This is a genomic window from Echinicola marina (assembly GCF_020463795.1).
In the GTDB taxonomy this organism is placed as follows: Bacteria; Bacteroidota; Bacteroidia; order Cytophagales; family Cyclobacteriaceae; genus Echinicola; species Echinicola marina.
On the sequence record NZ_CP080025.1, the window covers coordinates 3,588,382 to 3,613,709 of the forward strand.

Here is a 25,328-nt window from a genome sequence, read left to right on the forward strand (position 1 = left end):
GGTCTTTTTAAAAGGAAAGGGATTGATCTTAAACCAAAAATCATGAAGAAAGATTTTAGTAAACCAAGTTCCAAAGAGAAAAACGTAAGAAGGAAATTTTTAAAAGCAGGGGCTTTGGCCTTTGGAGCAGTAAGTATTGTTCCTAGTCATGTGCTTTTTGCTAAACCCGAAATAAGAAGCAAAACAGGGGAGTTGATCAAAAGGGGCTCCGTAGTGCCCAGTGATAAGGTGAACCTGGCATGCATAGGAATAGGGAATCGTGGAGCGCAGGTAATGGATGCGATCCATAATACTGGAATGGCCAATGTGGTGGCCCTGTGTGATGTAGATATGGGAGCAAAGCACACTTTGGACCAAATGAATAAGCATCCTAAGGCGCATAGGTTTCAGGATTTTAGAGAGATGTTTGATAAAGTAGGAGGGGAATTCGATGCTGTGACCGTGGGAACGCCAGATTTTTCACATTTCCCGATCACCATGCATGCGATGGCAGAAGGAAAGGGTGTTTATGTGGAAAAACCACTGGCACGAACCTTCAATGAAATTGAATTATTGATGAAAGCGGCTGAGAAGTATGGTGTGGTTACCCAAATGGGCAATCAAGGACATTCAGGGGCCAATTATTTCCAGTTTAAATCATGGGTGGATGCAGGAATCATAAAGGATGTGAAAAAAATCACCTGTCATATGAACAGTGCAAGAAGATGGCATGGTTGGGATACCAATATGAGCAGTTTTCCTGCCGCTGAACCCATTCCTTCGACTTTAGATTGGGATATATGGTTAACTACTGCCCAGCATCATGATTATAATAAAGACTTTATCAATGGCCAATGGAGATGTTGGTATGATTTCGGAATGGGAGCTTTAGGGGATTGGGGAGCACATATCATGGATGCCTTCCACCAATTCTTGGACTTGGGATTACCTTATGAAGTGGATCCCGTGAAAATCCAAGGCTACAATAAGCTGTTTTATCCCCAATCCACTACTTTAGCTTTTAAATTCCCTAAGCGTGGCAAGCATCCTAAGCTTACTGTCACCTGGTATGATGGGGTGGACAATGTCCCAGAAGTTCCTGAAGGATATGGCAGTTCTGAATTGGATGCCAATATTCCTGCTGCAAGTAATGGGAAAATTCAGCCATCTAAATTAAACCCTGGTAAAATTATTTACGGTAAGGATTTGACCTTCAAAGGAGGATCGCATTCCAGCACACTTTCTATCATCCCTGAAGAAGCCGCCAAAGACATGGCCGGCAAACTTCCAGAGGTGCCAGAAAGCCCTTCTAATCACTTCGAAAATTTCTTATTTGCCTGCAAGGGAGAAGAAAAAACAAGGTCTCCATTTGAGGTGACGGGTCCATTGAGTCAGGTGTTTACACTTGGAACCTTGGCGCAGCGATTGGATACCAAATTGAAGTTTGATAGAAAGAAAAAAGTGATCACCAATAATGCCCTGGCCAATGATCTTTTGGTAGGAGAGCCCCCAAGAAAAGGTTGGGAAGATTATTATAAGGTGTAATTATTATAAATGAATAGTTAGGAGAACGTTTCATGCTAGTATCTTACCAAAATCCCTCCAAAAAGTGTTTTTCCTCTAAGGAATAGGTAATTGTAAACAGGGATTAGGTGATTTGCGATTGGATTCATTTAGTCAACAAGTAAAGAACAAATTTGGATTGACCCTGGTTTGCAATGTTTAAATAGGGATATAAACCTGTCAGGTTTAAAAAGAACGGACACAAGGAAATGATTGAATCTTGGTGCGTATTAAACCTGGCAGGTTTTATTCTTTTATAGATAACCGAATTCCTTTGACCATTTTTTAAGGTGCATTTTGCTTTTGTGATTGATAATTGCAAGTGGTATTTCTTTAACTTTTTTGAACGTCATTTCTTCGTCAAGATCTCTACTTCCATCAGTAATTAGGGGTGTTTTCTTATAGTACTCATCGTCCGATGGTTTTTGTTATATAGCTTATTTGATGGCCCTAAATGGCAGCATGAATATATTCCTGATTAGCGAGAGGCTTAAGTCTATTCCCCAACCCAATAATCTAAAAGGAAACAGGATCAACCAAACTACGGGATAAAGAAGGATTAATAACAAAGCCAAAGGCCAGCAAAGCACGAAAAGTAGGGTCCAAAGAACCAGATTAAGAAATAGATTCATGTTTTATATTAGATATGTTGCCAATGGACTTCCTAAAATGATGCCAAGCGCTTTTAACTGTATTGAAGGAAGAAAACTTAATTTTTATGTTTTAAAACCGAACATGATTTGATCATTTATGGACAGTAGGGATATTTGGTTAAAGTGTTGTTTTTATTGAATTGGGTGAATATTTAGAAGAAAGTACATATATAATTTGTTTGATTAGTGAAATGATAAATAAAAAAATAGTTTAACTTATGTTTAATAAATAAAATATATATAATAAGTGTGTGTCTGTAGGATAAAATTACTTATATTTATAGGGAAAGTGAGTTGAATGTGGGACCATAGGATTGGCGTCTTATCCTAGATCAAACTGGAAGGTTATTAGTTGAAGTCCTTAACCATTTTGTTTATAGGAATGTGGTCCCAACTTACAAATGGGTTTATTGTTTAATTGACTAAAGCTATGAGACTTTGTCTCGTAGCTTTTTTATTTTCTCTCATGACCTGAAGAATCTAGCTAAGCTTATTTTGGTATATAAGTTCTGCAATGGCCTGGGCAGTTTTTTGGTTAATGTCTAATGAGGAATTTAAAAGATTATCCGTTTTGACAATTTAAACCACCAACTCTGATAGGTCCTGTGCTTATTGTGGGAGGGTTTAGAATGGAAACCTGTACTGGTGCTATTCCGGATACTCAGTTTTAATAAAATAAATTTTGGTAAAGTAAGCGTAAATAGAATTGTAATTACCTTTTGTTGGTTTTTACTTGCTGACTTTAAAGTATGGTCCTGAATGTGGTCATTTTTTGGTTAGATTTTTGTTGTTTTTTAGTCTTAGGTGTTTCCATTTCAATTTGATTACAAATAATGACGCTGTACCTACTTAGGATTACGATTTTAGGTATATTCATTGTTCTATAGTGCAGTCAGGTAAATTTGTTGGGCATTTGTTTGATAAAATTGATACGTAACAGCAGCATAATGTATGTTGGACGCCTATTTTGATTGAGGCATACAAATGTCCTTTTAAGGTATTTTTTGTCGCCATTCTTTTGATTAATATTTGTTTAACAAAGCGTATTAATGATTTGGATATGAGTACATTGTTTCAAAGATTGAGTGATTTTATTATTAAAAAGATAAAAGCTGACAAAGTGGAGGAATTCCCTTTTTCTATGCCTGAAGATCTTCAGCAGGACGGAGATATATATCTTTTGATCTTCAGGTCCAATATGATCAGGGCAAAAATAAAAAGGATTTTGGGTAGTATTCCTCGTGGCTACTGTCATTTGGACTTTTATGGAGACATCAAATATCAAGGAGCAGTGCTCGAAGAATTGGTAAATGTGAAATTTGGGGAGTCGCATGTGCTATATACCAAAAATGGAGCTGGTGAATCCCAATTTATTTTAAAAGAAGAATTTTCAGTTCATCTGGAAAGAGTTTTGGATGAGTTGGATGATCTGTTGAAAGCTGCTGAATTGTCAATTTTCTTACTTAAACAAAGTGATTTTGCATATTATACCAATAAATGGGGACAGTTGTCCAGAGAGTTGAAGTTGTCAATGCATGCTAAGGGATTTCTTCCCAATCAGATGAAAGATGTTACATATTTATGGATCGAGATGTCCTATAAATTAAACAGTTTTGATTATGATGTATTTAAAGGGATCGAAGCCTTAGAAAATTTACAAGCTTTAGAAATTAATGGAAGGATAGATTGCGAAGCTGACTTTAATAAATTTTCCAGACTGCCCAAATTAAAGCAACTAAGGCTTAAGGAGGGACCAAAGATAAAATGGCCGAATGAACACTTGAATATTGAAAAGGGGATTACTTTGGAGGAGATAACGGTTTTGAATGCCCAGAAGCCTGAAGCCTATCAATTTATTTTTAGCCTTGAGCAGGTTAAAAAGATAAGCTTGGTAAATTTCAATAAGCAGAATATTTACCATATTCTTGATTTATTGATTCATAAAGACCTCGAGGAAATAAATATTCATTTTAGTGCTAAGATAGAAGAGAACAAGGATGGCTTTTTAGAAGATATGATTAGACCTTATTGTGGAAATGTAAGGGTTAATTTTTATCAACCACTAGAAAAAGCGAGGGAAGAAGTTATGGATGAAAAAGTTTATTGGTAAGCCAACAGTTTCCTGAACTGTACAAATGATGAATTACTTTTAGCGCTTAGGCCTTTTCAGTCGGAGGAATTGTATTGGCGTATTTTTAAGATTGGTCGATAAGATGATTGTACCACTTTTTAAAATAATCCCATTTGATTATTTTAAATTTGTTTTTAATGTTTCACCAATAAGTCAGTCCCTCATATGCTTTTTAATTCAATTGAGTTTTTAGTGTTTTTCCCCATTGTATTTTTACTTTATTGGTTCGTTTTCCAGAAGAACCTCAGAGCCCAAAATGCTTTTTTGCTTTTGGCCAGTTATCTTTTTTATGGCTGGTGGGATTGGCGGTTTTTGGGTTTGATAGCAGCCAGTTCACTGGTGGATTATATTTGTGGATTAAAATTGGCCGGGTTTAAGGATTCTGAAACTGGCAGTGAAGCTCCTAAAGCTGTTTTTTCATGGTTTTTAGGTAGAAAAAAATACTTGAGCATTAGCCTAGTCTTTAATTTGGGCGTATTGGGTTTTTTTAAATATTTCAATTTTTTCGTTGGATCTGCCAGTGACTTGATCAGTAGTTTGGGCTTTCAAGCCAATGATTATTCCCTTCAATTGATCCTGCCCATTGGGATTAGTTTTTATACTTTTCAGACCATGAGTTATACATTGGATATCTACAGGGGCAAGATGAAGCCCACGCAAGATATCATTGCTTTTTTTGCTTATGTGAGCTTTTTTCCTCAACTGGTGGCTGGTCCCATTGAGCGAGCAAAACATTTATTGCCCCAATTTATGCAGAAAAGATCCTTTGCTTATAGCAAGGCGATGGATGGGATGCGACAGATTCTTTGGGGTTTGTTCAAGAAAATGGTCATTGCGGATAATTGTGCTGTTTTTGTTGATCAAGTATATGCCCATCCTGGAGATCAGCCGGCCAGCAATTTAGCACTGGCGGCAGTATTTTTTAGCTTTCAGATTTATGGGGATTTTTCGGGGTATTCAGATATCGCAATAGGACTAGGTCGGCTTTTGGGGTTTGATTTGATGAAGAATTTCGCCTATCCCTACTTTTCTAGGGATATTGCCGAGTTTTGGAGAAGGTGGCATATATCCCTTTCCAGCTGGTTTAGGGACTATGTCTATATCCCTTTGGGGGGAAGCTATGGAGGCAAGTTGGGGACCATGCGCAATGTCTTTATTGTATTTTTGGTTTCTGGACTGTGGCATGGTGCCAATTGGACTTTTATACTTTGGGGCGGATTAAATGCCCTGTTTTTTTTGCCTTTGATGTTAAATAATAAGCACAAGCATCATATGGAAATCGCCGCAAAGGGTAGGCTATGGCCAAAATGGAAAGATTTGAGTTTAATGTTGACCAATTTTATTTTGGTCACATTGACTTGGGTGGTTTTTCGCTCTAAGTCTGTATCTGAAGCTTGGATTTATTTAAATGGCTTATGGTCTTCCTCACTTTTTACTTGGCCACAAATGGATATAAGGATTTATTTGTTCTCCATTTTGATTGTGTGCTTTATTTTGCTGGAATGGATAGGAAGGGAGAATGATTTTGCCATACAAAAGGTAGGTTTTAGCTGGCCATCTATTTTACGTTATGGTTTTTACTATAGTATTGTGATGATGATTTTCCTATTTGCTACCAAGGAGCAAGAATTCATTTATTTCCAATTTTGAGATGCGTAGTTTTTTACTGAAAACAGCTATGTTTTCCCTGGCAATTACCTTAAGCTTTTGGGCGATATGGGCAGTAGAGGATGGCCATGCTGATCCATTTGGAATGCGCTTCACCACCGGAAAGAAAAGTGCATTGATTGTTGGTAACTCCAGGGCAGCGCAGGGATTGATACCGGACTTGATCACCCAGGAAATCCTTGGGGCAGATGCATTGGATTTATACAATTATAGCTTTGGGATAGGCTATTCTGCTTATGGACCGGTCTATCTAAACAGTATTATGGATAAATTGGAGCAAGATGAAAAAAATGGACTTTTTATTGTCACGACAGATCCCTGGGCATTGGTAGAAGGAGGAAGACATCCTAATGATCCCGGTTTTTTCCCGGAACAGGATTCGCCTTTAGCAGCGCTTGACAATCAAAGTTTTAAACCTCATTTGGCTTATATGCTCCATTGGTTTGGACCGTCTTATTATGAAATCATTCATCGGCATTTCAGACCGGCCAATGAGCGCTTACACAGAGAAAGTGGATGGTTGGAATTGGTGCTGCCCATGGACACTGCCACGGTAAATTATCGGATACAGGAAAAACTGAAGGATTTTAGAAATGGTTATAAAAACCTTCAGTTGTCACAGACCAGGCTAGACTATCTGGAGAAGACTATAAGGGTGCTTAAAGAGCACGGAAAAGTGGTATTGGTATATATGCCTGCTCATCCTAAGATCATGAAATATGATCGTTTGGTACTTCCTGAGTTTCCCATATTGATGAAGGAAATAAGTGAAAAATATCAAATTCCCTATAGGGATTATAGTGGCCAAGCAGAGAAATTTACTTATACAGATGGGATTCATCTTTATCAGGATTCTGGAAGAAAAATTTCAAAAGACCTAGGCCAGTGGATTAATAGCCAATTGTAGCATGAAAGTATTTTTTAAGAAAATTGGTCTTCTTATGATTCCAGCCCTGTTGTTGGGAATAGTGGATGTGTTTGTATTGCCCCATACATTTTGGACCTATAGGTTTTGGGAAGGCATTTCTTATCATAAGGACTTGTTGACCTATGGTAAGTTTTATCAAAGTCAATCTCTGGTAATGTGTGAGAGAGGAGATTTAAGTGACGGGGTAGATTCGATAAGCTACTCACTGAATGAGTGGATTACCGATGAATATGGTTTTAGAAATGATGAATTTATTGGAAAGCCGGATATTGTTTTGTTGGGCGATTCTTTTGTTGTAGGGACGGGCTTAGATCAGTCGGAACTGTTATCCAAGCAATTGTCAAGGTTATTCGGTGATAGGATCAAGGTATACAATATGGCACCTGTTCCATTAAGGACCTTGGATATCATGGTGAAAAAAGGATTAATAGAAAAGCCTGATATATTGGTCTATGAATTTGTAGAAGAAATGTTTCCTGAGCCTTTTGTACCGTATCTATCAGGGAAATATGACGCTATTAAGGTTCCTATCAGTGCATGGGTAAATGCATCTCAAATTAATATGATTTGGGACAAGCTAATCAGGCTGCATTGGGTGCATTATTTTCAACATAAAATATTGGACGAAAAGCTCCAATATCCAAATATTGGGGATATGTATTTTTATAAAGGGGAAGCTTATCGGCCCTTTGATGAAAATGGTCGGTTGCAAACTTTAAAAAGCCTAAAGGGCTATCAGGAATATTGTGAGCAAAATGGAATTGAATTGATTGTGATGCCTTTGCCATTGAAGGAAACTGTTTATTTTGAGGATATTCAAAGACCCGATTTGCCCCAATATCTTGAAGGTATCCATGCGGGATTAGATAGTCTTGGAATCCATCATATCAAAGTATTAGAGGCAATGCTGGAGAGAGGTGGAGAATATTATCAGAAACAGGATACGCATTGGAATGCAGAGGGGGTGAGTCTGGCAGCTGAGCTTTTGAAAAATAAGATAGGGCTGGGTCCTGAAGGTAGGCTGAAGTAATAATGGGTAGGTGGCAGCTTGTAATGGAAGCCTTATATCCTATGGATGCTCAAGTATTGGTGAAAAATATTGTTTTGGCAGCACAAAATCACTTGCCGTATATACAATACATCTTTTTTCTTAAAAATCTCCTGGTTAACTTATAGGGTATTACCATTTTATTCCGTTATGAAGAGTTTTTGTCAGATCAGTATTTTTCTTTATTGTTTGGCAATATCTTATTCAGCATGTTCCCAAGTCAATGATACTATACCTCCAGCATTGGTTGCCGTTTATTTAGGACTTATTCCAGAGCCTCAAGAGGTCTATTCAGGCGGACAATATGCTGTTGGAAAGGCGTTTCATATAGAAGGGACTTCATATTTGGAATCAGCTGATTTTGAAAAAGGCAGTATTACGATAAATGGACTTAATTATGAAAATATTCTGTTGAATTATGATATTCAAGATGATCAGCTCGTTACTTTCCATCCTCGGAACTATCAGAGAATAATCATAAATGCCCAAAGGGTAAATTCATTTACATTGGCAAACGGCAGGTGTTTTATTAGAACAAATGAAAATAAGGAATATTTCCTTCATAGAAGGGGGTATTATGAGGTACTGCTGAAGGGGGATATAGCTGTATTGGCCAAACATATTAAAGTTGAAGAACTAAAAAAGGATCAAAATTCAAAAGAGACCAAACGGTATTTTTTTATTCATACAACCCATTTTTTTATCAGGCAAAAAGACAGGTTTTACCGTATCAATAAAAAAAAGGATTTGGCTTTGGTCTTGGATATTCCTAAGAAACAGCTTAACCAATCCCTCAAAGAGCAACAACTGAAGTTTAAGAAGCAAACAGCAGAGAGTTTGGTGACTATTGTGAAAGCCTACTTGACGAATGAATCGAAAGACTAAGTGATGAGGCCTTATAAGATCATATGGTGTTTTAGTATGTTATGCAATCTTTTGCCATTTTTGGGGTTTTCTCAGGAAACTCAAGGAGAAAAGGTCAGTGGGATATATTCGGGAATTAGCTTTAGCCGTTTTACCAAAGTCATAGAGAAGGAGACTGGCTACCAGTTTTTCTTCAAAACAGAGGATATCAACAATATAGAGGTAAATATCTCCGCCTATAAAAATGATCTTGAAGATATTCTTGACCTGATTTTTATGGATACAGGAGTCCGATATACCATAGATAAAGAAAAGAGAGTATTTGTCCATCGTTCCAAAGGATTTTATACTGCACTTTCCGATGGATTCTTTGAGAAGGACGTCACGAGTATGGACGAACAGATCCAAAATGACGAAAACTACTTGGACAGGGCTTATGCAAAAAACAAATTATGGCGTATCGGGGCTGCACATCCTGTGCAAATGGGTGAAATGGCCGTATTAACAGGGACTGTTTATGGACTTAAATCAAAAGAACCCGTTTTTGGAGCAGTTATTAATGAAAAGAATAATGATACCCGGGTGGCTACAGATAAGAACGGCCGCTTTAGTATTTCTCTGCCCTTGGGACACCATACCCTGTATATTCAGCATTTGGGACAGTTTCAGGAACAGCGACAAATAGAACTTTTGGGAAATGGAAACTTGCACCTTCAAATTGATGAAAGCATTGTTGCCTTGGATGAGGTGGTCGTAAGTTCAGATAGGCTTTCTAATATCAAGCGATCAGAAATGGGGGTGGAGGTGCTGTCTGTGGAATCCATGAAAAAACTTCCTTCCACTATGGGTGAAGTGGATGTAATCAAAAGTATTTTGACCTTGCCTGGGGTGAAGACAGTAGGTGAATCCAGCGTTGGTTTTAATGTCAGGGGAGGGGCTGCGGACCAAAACCTGATTTTGCTTGACCAAAGCACTATTTATAATCCTTCCCATTTTTTTGGTTTTTTTTCTTCCTTTAATGCCGATATGGTGGATATGGTTGAGTTGCACAAAGCTGGAATGCCCGCACATTTGGGAGGGCGGCTTTCTTCTGTCTTGGACATACACAGCAAATATGGGAATCAAGATAAGCTGCACGGAAAAGGAGGTATTGGTCTGTTGACCAGTAGATTGACCTTAGACGGTCCTATAGGGAAAAACACCAGTTTTCTCGTCAGTGGAAGGACCACCTACAGCAATTGGCTGTTGGATTTGGTGAATGACAAATCCGATCTGAATGCCGCAGGGGCCTCTTTTTATGACTTCTATTTTAATTTGAAACACCATATAAATGACAAAAACATCCTGAAGTTATCTTCTTACTGGAGCCAAGACAATTTCAATTTTGATGTCGACACCCTGTACAATTATAGTAACAGAAACCTCAATATCAATTGGACCCATTATTTCAATAAAAGATTGGAAAGTGAAATAATCATAGGTTATGATCATTACCGATTTGGTATATCCGGGAGGGAAAATGATCTCAATGCTTTTGATTTTGACTTTAATATTTCTCAATACAATATCAAGCTGCATTTTGACTATGACTTTAATGAGCGGCACAGCTTGAATTTTGGTTGGGATAATATCTACTATCGCCTTAGTCCTGGTAATAGACAAGCCATAGGCACGACTTCAATTGTCATTCCCATGTCAGTGAATAAAGAGAAGGCTAACGAATCGGCCATTTTTATTAATGACCTTTTTGAAGTCAATGAACAGCTCAGCTTCAATTATGGGCTTAGGTATGTGCTTTATAATTTCCTTGGTCCAAATGAGCATTATCAATATTCACCAGGCTTGCCAAAAAATGAGTCCACGATTGTAGGAGAAGCGACATTCGCCAATAATGAAATCATTGAAGCTTATCATGCACCTGAAATCAGGTTGTCAGCCAGATATAGCTTGGACAATTTTACCTCTTTAAAAGCGGGATACCATACCACAAGACAATATATCCATTTACTCACCAATACCTCTGCTGTGAGTCCTACAGATACCTGGAAACTAAGTGATTCGTTTATCCGGCCCCAGCAGGGCGCACAAGCTTCCATTGGTTTTTACAAAAATATGGCGCAGGGAATGTTTGAAACTTCCATAGAAGTCTATCACAGAAGGATGAAAAATCTGATTGATTATAGAAGTGGAGCGGAGCTATTACTTAATAATGAAATTGAGCAGGATGTGCTCAATACAGAAGGGAAAGCCTATGGACTCGAACTGATGATCAAAAAGCCAACAGGGAGGCTTAACGGATGGTTTAGCTATAGTTTTTCCAGGTCATTACTTAGAACTGCTTCTGATGAATTTTCAGAAAAAGTCAATGACGGAAATTGGTATCCCAGTAATTTTGACCAACCGCAGGACTTGATGTTGGTGGCCAATTATGAATTCAATAAGAGAGCCCATGTAGCTATAAATGCTAATTATAGTACAGGACGTCCCATTACATTACCTGTGGCCAAATTCTACTATAATGGATCAGAACAAGTCTATTATTCAGATAGAAATGCTTATCGTATCCCTGATTATTTTCGAATTGACCTTGCCCTAAATCTGGAAGGAAGCCACAAGGTCAAGAAATTGGCTCATGCATCTTGGTCATTGGGAGTTTATAATGTATTGGGAAGGGATAATCCTTACTCGGTGTACTATACCCCTGTAAATGGAATATTAAAAGGATACCAGCTGTCAATTTTTGCGCAGCCCATTCCCTATGTTACGTATAATTTTAAATTTTAAAACAACATGGATCAAAGGTATATTCATTTGGTATGCTGCTTGTTATTCTTACTGGGATGGGGCTGTAGGGAGGTTTATGAGCCGGAGATCGATCAGGAAGAACTCGAAATACTAGTGGTGGAAGGTCATATTGAGGTGGAGGAAGGCCTATCAGAAATAAAATTGAGTTATACTTCTCCAATTTCTTCTGGGGAGGTTTTTATGAATAGCATTACCAATGCAGACGTAACTATAGAATACCAAGACCAAGCCGGAAGCATGGTGCAAATTCCACTGTGGGGAGACCAAACAGGGAGGTATTTCTTTGACCGTTATTTAAATAGTGATGGAGAATATAGACTTAGCATTGATATTCCAGAAAAGGGTAAGTACCTAAGTGATTGGATCAGACCACAAATTACACCGCCAATTGATTCCATAGGTTATCACCAAGGGGAAGATGATGATTTAGAAATTTACCTTAACACCAAAGGGAATGAAAACGCACAATATTTTATTTGGAATTTTGAGGAGACTTGGATTTTTAATACCCCGATCATCAGTTTTCTTAAATATGTCAAATTAAGCGAAACCAAAGATACCATCTTGTACAGGACTGCAAATGAGATGACCAATGAATGCTTCCTTTCTGAAAAATCCAATAAGGTGGTGATAGGTTCTTCAGCGCAGTACCAGGACCATAGTATCCATCGGAAGGAAATCCAACAAATTCCCTATGGTTCTGAAAAGTTGGGCAGGCGTTATTCGATTGTAATACGACAAAGGGCTATTTCAAAAGAAGCTTATGATTTTTTTGAAATACTCAGGAAAAACTCAGATGATATAGGTGGTGTTTTTAGCCCCTTGCCCTCTATTTTGGGTAGTAATATCCATCATGTATCGAATAAGGAGCGGAAGGCAATCGGTTTCATCACCATAGGTACATCAATTGAAAAACGTATTTATATAGGACGCCATGAAATTCTAAATTGGCAGGTCAATAACCCATTCTATACCGGCTGTGAGTTTTCTACAGATACAGTTGCTGTAATAGATGCCAGTGCTTCTTTTAATAATAACTATAGGGTGCCCGTTTCTCCAATTACTGCTGATAATGACCCGAGCCGCATTGTCGCTTATGTAGGAGCCAGTACCAAATGTACAGATTGTACCTTAAGAGGGCAAAAAGAAAAACCTGATTTTTGGGAGTATTAATTGATAGCACACATGAGAATTTTCATTTATTTATTTCCACTCTTTTGTTGTAGCCTATCCCTTTCTTGGGCATTGCAGGAGACCCTGCCTTCCCACTTTTCTGAGCAGGTTTATGTGCATATGAGTAAATCCATAGCGGTCAGCGGAGAAACGGTTCCTTTTTCGGTGGATATCAGGCAGGAAGGCAAGGCCACCTTTTCAAAAATGGCCTACGCCGATTTGATCAATCGCAAAGGTAAACGGGTCACTGGCACCATCATCCCTTTGGAATCAGGAAAGGCTGATGCTTATATGAAAATTCCGGTAGAGATCCCATCTGACCATTACTTACTCAGGGTATATTCCAGATTGGCCAGTTCAATGGGAGATGAAAATAATTACCACCATAGTTTGATCACGGTCATTAATCCAGAAATTCCTGCTCAAAGTAGTCAATCTGGTGGAGAGGTTTGGAAGGAAAATATTGCCAAAAATTCCATCAAGTTGAACTTAAGCAAAGAAACATTGGGTCAGGATGAAGGGGCTGAACTTACCATTACAGCCTCTTTTGGTCAAGAATTAAGTATTTCTGTAAGTAAAAAGAATCCATACCTTCCTGCCATAAAGGCTATAATACCCGATACTGAAATTCTGTCAAGTAAAAACACTGAACTAATTCCTGAATTGCGTGGACATATCATTAAAGGAGTAGTCTCAGGTGCTCAAATAGATACGACGCAAGTGTATTTTCTTTCTGCACATGGTGAAAAATCGGATTTGTTTTTAGGAAAACCAGATGAAAGTGGACAAGTCTTTTTTGAACTGGGGGCATTGAAGGGCTATGACTTTCTGCTGTTACAAACAGGGCAGGATACCCTACCATTTGATATGTCCCTACAGCATCCTTTTGCGGGAGCTCCTTCCGAAGAGGTGTTGAAATTTCCTGCGCTGAAATTTACCATGATGGATAAGGGGGCATTGAATGATTTGGTTTTGTCCCATGCTGCCACAGCCTATTATTTAGCACCAAAGCAAAGAGCTATAAAGCCCATTATAACCGGTTTCGATGCGGATGTAGCCTATAATTTGGATGAGTACAATCGGTTTAATGATTTGGGCACTACCCTTAAAGAATATGTCCCAAGTGTAATGGTCAGGAAAAATGAGGGGAAATACCATTTTAAACTTTCCAATTACCCCGAGGACAAGATGTTTAAGAATAATCCTCTAATGCTGATTGATGGTATGCCTGTATTTGATAGTGATGCATTGGGAAGGCATAGTACAGACAGCATCGAAAAGATAGAGGTAGTCAACAGAAAATTCTATATACTGGATAATGTTTTTGATGGGCTGATCAATATTCAATCTTATCATAATAATTTTGGGGGCTTCCCTATTCCTAAAGGGGTGCTATATATCGAATATCCAAAGATTCAATCTCCCCTAAATTGGAAGTTCAATACCCCCTTAAGTGAAGAGGAGGGAAGTATACCAGATTTCAGAACCATTTTGTATTGGGAGGATAATGTCAAAGTACAGGAAGATGGGAAAGTGAAAATTAAGTTTAGTACTTCCCATATACCGGGAGTATATGAAGTGAAAGTGAGCAGTATTTCCCCAAATGGGATACAAAGCTGGTCCATATTGGATTTTAGGGTTGTAGCGGAATAATATAGTTAGTCTGTTTTATAACAGAATGTCTCATTACAGATTTCTCATCTTACACATTGTAGCATTTCTGACCCTTCGAGGTACCTAGGGCTCTCCGTTTGCAATTTTGTTTCCCTAAGATTTTTCTCTACAGTCTCCAGATAAACATTCTTTTTAGGTGTTTCTAAGAAATAGCATTTATATTATGTATATCCGCAATAGCACCAGTAAATGTTAAAAGGGAATCGAAATGTTGGTTTTAGTCAAAATATCAACTGCTTCGGTCTTCAGACCTCTTGAGCAAAGGATTTATGGTTACTGGCATCATAGCGGATAATCAGATTATATTATGTATTTTAGTAGGAGAACTGAAGCAATATTGTTGATCTAAACCCCTTTTGTATGCAATCAAACGTAGGCCTTATATTAGAAGAAAAGGCAGCTGATATTGGTAACTTTATGGTGGGAAGGCTGCTTCCGTTCCGGCAAAAAAGAGCAGTAGGTCCTTTTGTATTTATAGACCATATGGGCCCCGCCTGTTTGAAAGAACATCAAAACCTCGATGTACCGCCCCATCCTCATATCGGACTTTCTACATTGACCTATTTATTTGATGGGGCTATCTTACATAGGGATAACTTGGGAAATGTCATAGAGATTAAACCCGGTGAAGTCAATTGGATGACAGCAGGGAAAGGTGTGGTACATTCGGAGAGAACTCCAGCATATTTGCGGAAAGCAGATAAGTTTCTTCATGGCTTCCAGATATGGATTGGCCTGCCCAAGGATATGGAGCAAGCAGAGCCTTCCTTTTTTCATATCAGTAAGGCAGAGATTCCCACTTGGAAAGAAGATGGTGTTTTTTATAAATTGATCGCTGGTGAAATCAAAGATAAAAAGTCGCCTGTTCCGGTACATAGTCCTTTATATTTTATTGAGATAAAGACCACAACGGCCCAGAAAATAAATATTGGCAAGCAATTGTTTGGTGAAGTGGGCATGTATGTTTTGGAGGGAACCGTAAAAATTGAGAACAATGATTATGGAAGCAGGCAGCTGCTTATTGCCAAAAAAGCTTCATTATGTGAATTTGAAACCAATGGTGAAACCACCTTATATCTTTTTGGGGGAGCACCTTTTGATGAAGAACGTTTTATGTATTGGAATTTTGTGAGCTCTGACAAGGCCATTATCGAAAGGGCCAAAGAAGACTGGAAAGCGCAAAACCTGACAGCATTCCCAAAAATTCCACATGATGATCAGGATTATGTGCCTTTACCGGAAAACATATTCCAAAAGAAAGCATGATTTAAAATTTCACCTACTAAGGGGATAAATCTTAATATCTATGCTTAAGATTATTTTCCGTTGGTTGATCATCTTTTAAGCTCCAAGCATCTATTTAAATTTCTTACTTCGATTTTGCTTCTAGCCGGTCTTTTACATACTCGATCTGGTGCTTTCCATGAGCTTTGGGTTGGCCATCTTGGTCCAGGTTGACCATGATGATCTCATCTATGGTGATAATGGTCTGTCGTGTCATTTTGTTCCTCACTTTACATTTTAAGGTGAGCGAGGTCTTTCCAAATTTCACTGGGGCTATACCTATTTCGATGATATCGTTAACCCGCGCAGATGCCATGAAATTGATGGAGGACATGTACTTGGTCACGACATGCTTGTTTTCCAATTGAATAATTGCATAAAGTGCGGCCTCTTCATCTATCCATGCCAACAGGCGTCCTCCAAACAAAGAATTATTGGCATTGAGGTCTTCTGGTTTGATCCATTTTCTGGTGTGGAAATTCATATGATCTGTTTTAGTTTTTTAACATCAATAAATCACTAATAATTTCATCCAAGCCATTTAGTAAGGTTTTTTATCCGTTTGTATTTGATGGCTTGGCCGTTTCTCCCTTCTAACTATTCTTCCCGAAGGTATACAAACGATAGAAATAGGGCAAGTTATAAACAGGGACTAATTGCAGAGAATATTATTCCTGACTACTGAAAGAATAGTCGGATGATTGAATATTCAGGACTTTTTATCCCCTTTGGGTTTATAAAATATGATTACCTGAATGAGTATGGACAATAAAATCAGTAATATGATTTCTCCTTGGGTAAAAAAGTTGATGGTATCCTTGGCCTTATTGCTGATAAATACTTGTCGCCTGCTTTCCTCAAGTTGGATCTTTGACAGATCATATAGGCGTTGATTTACTTTATCTATTTGGCTGAGCCATTTGCTTTTGTCCTGCATACCATGGTTCCTTTCGCTGTGCTTCAAAGTAGCAATATCATCCTTTAATTGTTCAAACAAGAACTGCTCTTTCTCGGTTAATTTAGTTTTGCTATACTGCAGCATGTAATTGTCCAGTTTTTCATTATCAGGAGAGTTCTCAGACTGCATATAACTGGAATCTGAGGAAATGATCGCGATTTCTTTGTGATGGATCAAGGTTGACATTTCAAATAAAAGATCACTGGCAACGATTCTGTCTTCATAAATGGTTTTTACTGAATTGCTCAAACTTTGAAAATTGTCCTTGTCTATCAGGTTAGTAGTCAAAACAATGATAAATACCAAAAGTATGCTTGCGCTCCATTTTATTTTATTGAAAACCGTCATATTACATAGGTTATTTGGATAAATAAATTAGCTTGTCTCCCTTGACCTTGCTCACAGGTCGCTATCAATTTAAGTTTTATGCCATCCATAATAGCCGTCTTCCGCACATCTTGTGATGCCTTAGGGAATAGTGGCCAGCAGGGCTTTTATCTGAAAGATATAATAATTTTGGGGAATTGGATGGATGTCATCAAATTCATCTTCGTGCGACATCAAATCAAGGACCTATTCTATATCTAATCCAGCGAAGGAAGTGGGATTTAAAATGGGTGAAGTCTTCCTCCCCATTTTTCTACAAAGGCAAGCTTCCAATACTTCCAAATATTTCTTTTATGTGTAGATTGCACATTCCACTATTAGGATAAGGATATGAGAAAGATAACTGTTTTAGCCATGCTTACCTTGGATGGGGTGATGCAGGGACCTGGGGCGCCAGAAGAAGATCCTTCCAATGGCTTTGAGTTTGGAGGTTGGGTGGCACCCTATGATGAGGAAGAATATGACAGTGCCGTGACCAAAGAGCTCGAGGCATCAGTGGATTACCTTTTGGGGCGAAAGACTTTTGAGATTTGGGAGAATTATTGGCCGGGGCATGCTGAATTTTGGCCACAAATCAATGAAGGTGTTAAATATGTCCTATCAGAAACCAGAAGGGAATCAAATTGGAACAATACGGTATTTTTAAAGTCAATCACCGATATTAAAGCGCTCAAACATACTGAAGGTAAGGATATTCAGGTCTGGGGCAGTACACAACTTATACAGCTATTATTAGCACATGACTTAGTGGACGAGTTAAGGCTCAAGATACATCCATTGACGCTAGGCAAAGGTAAGAAGCTATTTGAAGGGGGAGAGATACCAGCAGCATTTCTACTAAAAGCATGTACTAGTACGCCTAAGGGTGTTATTTTGGCCAATTATCTAAGGGCAGGAAAAGTAGAGACAGGAACGGTTGGCACTTAAATCCCCTTGCGTCCCTAACTTCCAAGCGGTCATTTACAATTATTAACCCAAGCAGTAGATTTGTGGCCCATGATGCTTATGCTGTGTTTTTTATCCGTTTAATTAAGTCAAGCTGTTTATGCTTTTCAAGTCAGTATCTCATTTACATATATTTATCCTTAGTTTGGGATTTGTCTTGGTCAATTTAGTGCTGTATACCCAACTGGGTGTGATGGAAGACAGCGATACGGAAAGGTATTTGACCTATGCCCGGGAAATTCAGGAAAGGGGGATTTTCTTTAAGCCCCATGAGTTTTGGTATATCGTCTACCCCTTATTTATTATCCTGATGACCAGTATCTATAATTCCTTAGGAATGGTTGTGTTTGGTCAGCTGCTTTTGTCTTATACCGCCTTGATCAGTGTCTACGCCAGTGCCAAAAGCTTGTATGCTCAGCCAAAAGCGGGACTTTGGGCTGGGATAGGCTTTGTTGTTTTTTTTATGATTTCCTACTGGAATTTTGAGATATATTGTGAGTCTTTATTGATCTCACTTAATTGTCTGGCTTTTTACTTTATTCTAAGAGGGGTAAGGGGTCGGGGAGGACAGCAACTATGGGGGATGGGCAGCCTGATTATCTTGGCGGCCGTCTTTACCAAACCTACAGGCATCGCCTTATTGGCAGGAGTATTTGCTTTATTGCTCACATTGCTATGGCACAAGATCAAGAAGAGAACTGTGAAGTATACTTGTCTAATGGTAGGTACTTTGACCTTATTGCTTTTGGCCAATAAAATGCTTTCTACCTTTACTTTTGTTCGGGACTATCAGGTAGGAGAAATCATTTATAACTTGGAAGTACTGCCTTTTGGGGCTTATGAAAAATGGTTGAAATTAGAGGTGCCGCAAGACCTCTACCTACCGGATGCATCTTGGCCACCCTTGGTGCAGTTATTGGTTTTGGTCTTGGCCAACCCGCTTTATGCGCTCCAGCTATTGGGAGCAAAGTTGTTTTATTACCTGTTTTATATCCGACCTTATTATTCTAGTATGCATAATGGCTACATGTTGTTGATCTTATTGCCTTTCTATATAGGTTTTGTCAAAGGTATACGATCAAATAAAGTTCCCATGGGTATCAGGGTAATGGTGGCTGTATTTCTACTTGTGAGTATACTGAGCACTATTCTGATGACCATAGATTGGCGCAATCGTTTTTTGGTGGCCATATTGCCTTGGGTGCTTATCATAGGTAGCGGGAGTTTGGCAAAAATTGAATATGCTGGCCTGTTTGGAAGGATATGGGGGAAAAGAAAGGGCTAAAGTGGGGTTTGCCCAGGAGCAAGCAATAGGCCATAGAATATTCTTCACCTTGGTTAGGATTTAAAGTTGGCTGGTTGAAGCACTAAAGCAAGGTTTTTGTCTGCGGATGCTTTATCAACTTGTTCCTGAAGGGGATTGGGCAGTGGCATGATCCAAGCCTAAACGATGGGCCTATGAACAAAGAACAAAGAAATTATCGTTTTGAGAAACAATCGTATTCTAATGTTCCATTTTGATTTTGATCAATGGATTGCTGCGCAAAATGGTTTCAGATTAGCCACAGCTTGGCTAGATGTCAGGCTATTTTTAGCAAGCATTAGCGCTAAGTAACTACGCTTCCTTAAAAAAAATATCCCGAACAGGGTATTTTACGGACAGTGATTGGTAGCATAGGTACCGTATTTATGAAGGCCAATTAAGATTAACCAATCTCATTATAAAATAATTGAAGAGTTAAGCATATAAGTGCTGGGAATATCAGCAGCTCACACCAACGTAAAAAGTTTGAACCTCATCTGGACAAATATAGCCTATTTTCTTTTATCATTCCCATTTCAATTTTTAATGCCCAACAGCTAATAGAGCAGGGTGTTTGTTTTGAGCAAGGTGAAAAATGAAAACCCAATCCAAGTTTACAAATTACTTGAATTGGGTGGTTCTGTAGGTTAAGAAAAGGACCTATATTTATTCAAATGTCAAGGTATGCCCTTGTCTTTGGAAATTCGCTACATGCACTTTGTTATGGTCAAAATAGCCTAAACTAAGTCTGAAGGTTTTTTCAGCACCTAAGCCATTGATGACTTTAACGACACAATCTGTCAAGGGAGCGTTTTCACTGGGCGCGTAGTACACCAAGCTTATGGAAAAGTTGCCATTTGGAATATCACTGGTCCAATAGATGTTTTCGGGGCCAAAGCCATCCACATCATCCCTGTCCAGGTAACCTCCCGATGCGGAACTCGGGTTATCATAATAGATGGTCTCCCCATTAGGATCGGTGACATGCAGGTCGATATCCGCTTCTGTATCCCAGCTTAGCCCAATTTGGATCACCCCATTGCTATCCGATAAGTCATCCAAGTCTTCTTCTTCCACTATTGCTATCTCGTCCAGGTCTTCTAACCAATCATCCAGATCTATCCATTCACTCTCAGAAATTTTATTTCGTATATCATTGATATGGTCCCTGATGTCATCTATAAAGCTGACATCATCAAATAGGGAAATGGAAATGTCATTTTCCCCTTGAAATTCGCTCTCTCCTAAATATTGTTCCTCATCGGTAAGTTCATAAATGTCTCCAAAAATCTCCTCATCAGTGATTTTGTTCAAATTGTCCGATAGTTTACACACAAAGTTTTTGTCAGATTTATTCAATACCTTACTGACATTGCAAGGGGCATTGATAAGCTTGGTTTTGGTGTCTTTGAGTACCTCCATAAGGTCTTTTACTTGACTGTCAAAAAAGTCGTCGAGGTCATCCACTGAAGTAGCCGTAACCCTTTGGACCATGCTGCTATTGCTTTTGGATTTCCTATTGTACAGGCCAATGACTGGCGCAGGAAAGGCCTTTGTTTTCGTTTTGGAAAGGTCAGGATTGATCCGATCAGATGGAGATAGTTCATTGTCAAAAATCACTTCTACAATCTCGTTGTCAATTTTTGCCTCATACAGCAATGTTCCCAGTCTATTTTCCCAGTCGTAATGATAAAATCTCAGGTAATAAGCGCTTTCATCGATGCTTTCTGAGTGGTAAAGGTAGGGGAGTCTTTCATGGGTGGCGGTATTGATGCCATACATAAATTCCGCTTCTTTGGATGAGTTGAGCAAGACTACCCATTCCGTGCCTGTTTCCATATCGGACAGGTACAGTTTTTCAGGAGAGCTAGGGTATTCCGAATCATTGCGACCAAAAGAAGTGACTTGAAATTGATCGTTTTTCAGGCTTACCTGAGGAGCTATTTCTTCGTGTCCAAAGGCCTCAGGTGTGTAATGGACGATGGATACATCGGCTTCAAACTCCTCTTCGTCATTGGTCATCTCCTCTATCAGGCTACAACTGAAAAAGAGAAGGCAAATTGTCAAATGGATAAGTAAATTTTTCATAATTCTTGATGCTTAAAAATAAACGGCTTATTAAATAACCTACTAAATGTTAAAGGATGGATATTTGATTGCTTAATGGATTTTGAACAGCATAAAAACTGGGCTGTATTCAAAGTGGACAAAAATTAGCCGTAAGAATCAAATACTTATGAAAACAAAAATAGTATCCTTAATTATGTTGTTCAATACATTTTTTAGTGTATTTATTGCTTATTTCACTTAGTTACAGGCCGGTTTTCAAATTGATAATGGTCATTGGTGATGATTCCGGTTCTCCTTTGTTTTCCCCTTTCTTGTTTTTAGGAAGTCCTTACGTTTCATCATTACTTGCCAAATCCATCCAGATTAACTCCCAGTCCGATGCCGTAGTAGCCTTTATTGGCATAGTTCCAGTCTTTGACATTATGGGTGAGGGGAATATCCCAGGCATAAGAAAAGTTGAGCTGAAATCCCCTGATATTTAGACCTACTCCCGGAGCAAGAAAAAAAGCCAGGCCGTCTTCTTCATGAACATATGGGCTATCCGACAGACTGGTGGAAGAAGCATTAAGGCTGACTTTGGATAGTCCGAAACCCAAGCCCCCAGCTATGCCCATGGCATTTTTTTTAGCTTTAAACCGCCTGTTCTTAAAGGTTTCCCAATTGAGGTTGTAGGAAATCGACGCGCCTAGTTTGAGGTCTGTAGTGGCTTTACTGCCTATAGTGTCGTTTAGCGCTGGTCGGATTGCAAAGGGTATGGTGATGGCACTCCATTTAAAAGCATGTCTTAGTAATCTCACATAACCATTCTCCAGAATTGGTAGATAGCTTTGATGGTTTAGGTTTGTATCTGAAGAGGACGTAAAATGGTAAGGGTTAAGGTATAATTTCCCTGGAGTATCATCAGTATGTTTTACCTCTCCAATTTTCCACTTTGAAGTAACTTTTACAGGAATGTCTTGAGGAATCGAAATCACTGTGTCTTTTTCTAAAACCCGTTGCACGGTTATTCCCGCCTTTTCCTCCGTAACCGTCCAGCCCTCTTTAAGGAGTACTTTCTTCTCTCCGGTTTTCATATATACGGTGTCTTGCTTGGGTATGCAAGGGCGTAATTGATAGAAAGATACTTCGTTTTCCTGTTGCGAAAATGAGGGCAGGCTAAACAAAATAAGCAGTAGCGTAATCGCGAAGTTTTTCATACAAAAAGGTTATCCATGTGAGAAAATAAACGTGTATATTTATTGGACTTTGTCATCCTTGATCAGCAAAGTAGTTTTTTTGAACCACACTTTAGAATGGAATGGGTCAAAGAAAACCTGTTTGGCAGCGGCTAAAAAAGATGCTCCAAACTGGGCGGCTGGAATTTTCCAAGTACCGATTCCCCCACAGGAGTAAATAGAGGAAGGAGGGTTTTTCAAGAAAATATAAAAATCCGAAGTGATCATCACGGGACTTCCATCCATCCCGATAATTTCAAACTTGCTGCCATCAGCGACTTGGTAGGCTTTTACTTCTTCTGTAATGCCATCTATGCAGGTAGATAAAGATAAGCTTGCTTCGGGAAGCTCTTCCAATGAAAGCCCTGAGGCTTCTATGGCATCAAAAAAAGCTTTATTGATATTGACCGAAAACGGGTAGAGCCCATCATCAAATCCTGGGTCGATCTGGGCCATAGCCATGGCTTTTCCAATTCTTACCGGGATGGTCGGAACATTGAAAGTACAATTATCCTGAAGCTTTGATTTTTGATCCGCAAAATATCCAGCGGTGGAAACTGCCTTGAAGCCATGAGTTGATAACCATGACTCAGTACATTCATCCTCTTTTGATCGGTAGATTTTCCCGTTTTCATAATCTAACAGGAAGGCATTAAGAGAAAGGAAATCTGTCCCTATTATACCTGCTTGTTTGATCTCTCCTAATCCTTGAATAGGGCTATAGTCCGCATGGAATAAAGTTACTTTTCCCCAAGAACCGTAAAAGTCAAAATTGTTGAAATAGGTTGAAGGACCTATAGGACTGGGATGTCCTTTGACAAAGGCACTGGTATCGATAGTAGATACTGTCGCGGCATAGTCGATCAAAAAATAGCCTTTGTGCCCATCTACGGAAATTCCAATATAAGGCATTTGACTTCTGACCAAAAGAGGCTTCACTTCACCACAAAATGATTGTGCGAAAATAGAGGGAATACTTGAAAGGTACAAAGCTAAAAACGGTATGGCCTTTTTCAAGAAATATTGCTTAAGCCGTATGGGGACAAGACCTTTTTTAGTGGCTTTGGACTGGTTTTTTTTAAAAGGAGTAGCAGTCATATTTATTAGGCTATTATTTGAATTATGTACGATATTACACCGAATATTTACATAAATAGATAATTTATACTCAAAGATACATCAAGCTTCATCTAGTTTCAACCCGCTTTATGCATTAGGAATCGTTATGAGAGCTGAAACTACAAGAAAATCAGGCTGTTTGGAGATTGAATCATAGCATCGCTATGGTGAACCTGTCTACCGCCAGGTAGAATCGAAAACAGCAGCGAAGCGACTGATTTTAAAGTAGTTTCAGGTCGTAATAGATAGGCTAATGCATAATGCGGGTTCAATACCCTAAAACAGGTAAATCTGATGGGTTGCCCAGTATTGGTTATGGCTCGAAATCCCGGTACTGGAAAGCGAATAAAAACAGGGGACCATATGAAAGTGATACAATGGAAGAGACTAGGATAGTTGCTATAAAACCTCCCCACAAAGGAGGTCTTTTTTATGTATTTCGGGAGTGTTAGCCCTTTTCCTGCCAGCTTAGCTGCAGGACCTTGTGTGTATTTAGTACACCGATGACTTACAACTAATAATAAAGCTTGCTGGTCCAGATTTGCAATCTGGACCTATCAATACAAGGCATTTGCAATGCCCCTTTATCAAATTAGCTTTGTTCCCTAATTCTGCTGAAAGTGGTAATCAGCATCCTGTATCTAGGTTCTTTGTTCTGAAGCGACAGTTTAAACTTGGGGGATCAGAGGGTTTTTGAACTTAAAAACGGCGTCAGCCCCGGTTGTCCCGCCAGCTGAGCTGCGGGACGATGAAAATTGAGTCTCCAGACTCAAATCTCCTGACTTCGCACCCTGGTCTAGGTGTAGATTGCATCTACACCTTAATATAGTCTATTACCAAATAACATCCCTCACGTCAATAGGCCATTTGCAATGGCCATAATACAAGTCCAGTAATCTTCTGCCAGTAATCCACTTCTGAGAGGTGAACATTTTCTCGAATATAAAGTAGCTGAATGACGTAGACATTAATCGATGTCACTCGCCGCGGCGAGAGGATCTCTTTTCCTAATCGTTACTGGAATTACAAATTCCCAGGATATAGGGTGAAGAGGCATGCTCCACCCAGTCCGGGAGTCCACGCAATTAACACATTAATTCATTTCCTTCATTTTCCTAGCTCCCTTTACCAATACCAAATCATCAGTCAAAATTTTGGTGAGATCTACAGTTGGGAGAATAAAGTTATTAAAAGGTGTTTTGGCCAAGCGCTCATGCAAAACGCCTCTTGTGGTACCTACTGCGATAGTGGCTAAATGACGGCATAGACCTACAGGGATTTTTAAAAATTCCTTTTTGCTTTTTTTACTGATAAGCGTTTGAAAGGCTTCAGGATGGATTTCAAATTCACACATGACCTTAAAGATCATAAAAGGCTTATCGTTGCAAATAAATCGTCCTTCAATTACCACAGAAATTCTATGATGCTCGTCATCGGCATGGATAGGAACACCAAGGTCGAGTCCTATTTCACCCCCATTGGAGAAATTATCCTGGAGTAGGGCAAATTGCTGGGTATCGATACCTACTAAGCGAAAGGAAAATTCTATATTCTTCGGCATA

The 25,328-nt window shown here is 38.9% G+C and carries 18 protein-coding genes; 12 read left to right on the top strand and 6 right to left on the bottom strand.

What is annotated here, in order from left to right; all coding sequences use genetic code 11:
• Positions 1-42: 42 nt before the first annotated feature.
• From KZP23_RS14505 to KZP23_RS14550, 10 genes are all read left to right on the top strand, one after another.
• On the top strand, positions 43-1,524 hold the full coding sequence (locus KZP23_RS14505) for a Gfo/Idh/MocA family oxidoreductase (protein WP_226332509.1): 1,482 nt from the start codon (positions 43-45) through the stop codon (positions 1,522-1,524).
• A gap of 1,731 nt (positions 1,525-3,255) precedes the next feature.
• On the top strand, positions 3,256-4,305 hold the full coding sequence (locus tag KZP23_RS14510) for a hypothetical protein (protein WP_226332510.1): 1,050 nt from the start codon (positions 3,256-3,258) through the stop codon (positions 4,303-4,305).
• Positions 4,306-4,491: 186 nt separating this feature from the next.
• Positions 4,492-5,976: an MBOAT family O-acyltransferase gene (locus KZP23_RS14515; RefSeq protein WP_226332511.1), complete on the top strand. Its 1,485-nt coding sequence runs from the start codon at positions 4,492-4,494 to the stop codon at positions 5,974-5,976.
• A gap of 28 nt (positions 5,977-6,004) precedes the next feature.
• Positions 6,005-6,901 (top strand): hypothetical protein, encoded by an 897-nt coding sequence (locus KZP23_RS14520; RefSeq protein ID WP_226332512.1) that lies wholly within the window; start codon positions 6,005-6,007, stop codon positions 6,899-6,901.
• Position 6,902: 1 nt separating this feature from the next.
• Positions 6,903-7,952, top strand: coding sequence for an alginate O-acetyltransferase AlgX-related protein (locus KZP23_RS14525; protein WP_226332513.1), 1,050 nt, complete (start codon positions 6,903-6,905; stop codon positions 7,950-7,952).
• Positions 7,953-8,120: 168 nt separating this feature from the next.
• Positions 8,121-8,855, top strand: a complete 735-nt coding sequence (locus tag KZP23_RS14530) for a hypothetical protein (RefSeq protein WP_226332514.1) — start codon at positions 8,121-8,123, stop codon at positions 8,853-8,855.
• Between the two features lie 36 nt (positions 8,856-8,891).
• On the top strand, positions 8,892-11,618 hold the full coding sequence (locus tag KZP23_RS14535; RefSeq protein WP_226332515.1) for a TonB-dependent receptor domain-containing protein: 2,727 nt from the start codon (positions 8,892-8,894) through the stop codon (positions 11,616-11,618).
• Between the two features lie 6 nt (positions 11,619-11,624).
• Positions 11,625-12,812 carry a DUF4249 domain-containing protein gene (locus KZP23_RS14540; protein WP_226332516.1) on the top strand — a complete coding sequence of 396 codons (1,188 nt, stop codon included), beginning with the start codon at positions 11,625-11,627 and terminating at the stop codon, positions 12,810-12,812.
• Between the two features lie 12 nt (positions 12,813-12,824).
• Complete coding sequence (locus KZP23_RS14545) at positions 12,825-14,465, top strand: hypothetical protein (protein WP_226332517.1); 1,641 nt, start codon at positions 12,825-12,827, stop codon at positions 14,463-14,465.
• 381 nt (positions 14,466-14,846) lie between these two features.
• A complete protein-coding gene (locus KZP23_RS14550; RefSeq protein ID WP_226332518.1) occupies positions 14,847-15,752 on the top strand; it encodes a pirin family protein in 906 nt (301 codons plus the stop codon).
• Positions 15,753-15,855: 103 nt separating this feature from the next.
• Here the strand turns inward: KZP23_RS14550 and KZP23_RS14555 are convergent, their stop codons facing one another.
• Both KZP23_RS14555 and KZP23_RS14560 read right to left on the bottom strand, forming a co-directional pair.
• Positions 15,856-16,254: an acyl-CoA thioesterase gene (locus tag KZP23_RS14555; protein ID WP_226332519.1), complete on the bottom strand. Its 399-nt coding sequence runs from the start codon at positions 16,252-16,254 to the stop codon at positions 15,856-15,858.
• Positions 16,255-16,479: 225 nt separating this feature from the next.
• Positions 16,480-17,076, bottom strand: coding sequence for an MCP four helix bundle domain-containing protein (locus tag KZP23_RS14560; RefSeq protein WP_226332520.1), 597 nt, complete (start codon positions 17,074-17,076; stop codon positions 16,480-16,482).
• Between the two features lie 369 nt (positions 17,077-17,445).
• On the opposite strand from KZP23_RS14560, the gene KZP23_RS14565 reads away from it, so the two are divergent.
• Both KZP23_RS14565 and KZP23_RS14570 read left to right on the top strand, forming a co-directional pair.
• Positions 17,446-18,042, top strand: a complete 597-nt coding sequence (locus KZP23_RS14565) for a dihydrofolate reductase family protein (protein ID WP_226332521.1) — start codon at positions 17,446-17,448, stop codon at positions 18,040-18,042.
• A 118-nt stretch (positions 18,043-18,160) separates the two neighbouring features.
• Positions 18,161-19,345, top strand: a complete 1,185-nt coding sequence (locus tag KZP23_RS14570; RefSeq protein WP_226332522.1) for an ArnT family glycosyltransferase — start codon at positions 18,161-18,163, stop codon at positions 19,343-19,345.
• A 684-nt stretch (positions 19,346-20,029) separates the two neighbouring features.
• Here KZP23_RS14570 and KZP23_RS14575 read toward each other — a convergent pair.
• The 4 genes from KZP23_RS14575 to KZP23_RS14590 all read right to left on the bottom strand — a co-directional run bounded on the left by KZP23_RS14575 (position 20,030) and on the right by KZP23_RS14590 (position 25,327).
• Complete coding sequence (locus KZP23_RS14575; protein WP_226332523.1) at positions 20,030-21,451, bottom strand: YfaP family protein; 1,422 nt, start codon at positions 21,449-21,451, stop codon at positions 20,030-20,032.
• Positions 21,452-21,774: 323 nt separating this feature from the next.
• Complete coding sequence (locus tag KZP23_RS14580) at positions 21,775-22,629, bottom strand: hypothetical protein (protein WP_226332524.1); 855 nt, start codon at positions 22,627-22,629, stop codon at positions 21,775-21,777.
• A gap of 39 nt (positions 22,630-22,668) precedes the next feature.
• Entirely contained in the window at positions 22,669-23,745 is a 1,077-nt protein-coding gene (locus KZP23_RS14585) for a hypothetical protein (RefSeq protein ID WP_226332525.1), read from the bottom strand.
• A 1,114-nt stretch (positions 23,746-24,859) separates the two neighbouring features.
• The gene (locus KZP23_RS14590; protein WP_226332526.1) at positions 24,860-25,327 is read right to left on the bottom strand and encodes a hypothetical protein; all 468 of its coding nucleotides are present in this window, start codon (positions 25,325-25,327) and stop codon (positions 24,860-24,862) included.
• Position 25,328 lies beyond the last annotated feature (1 nt).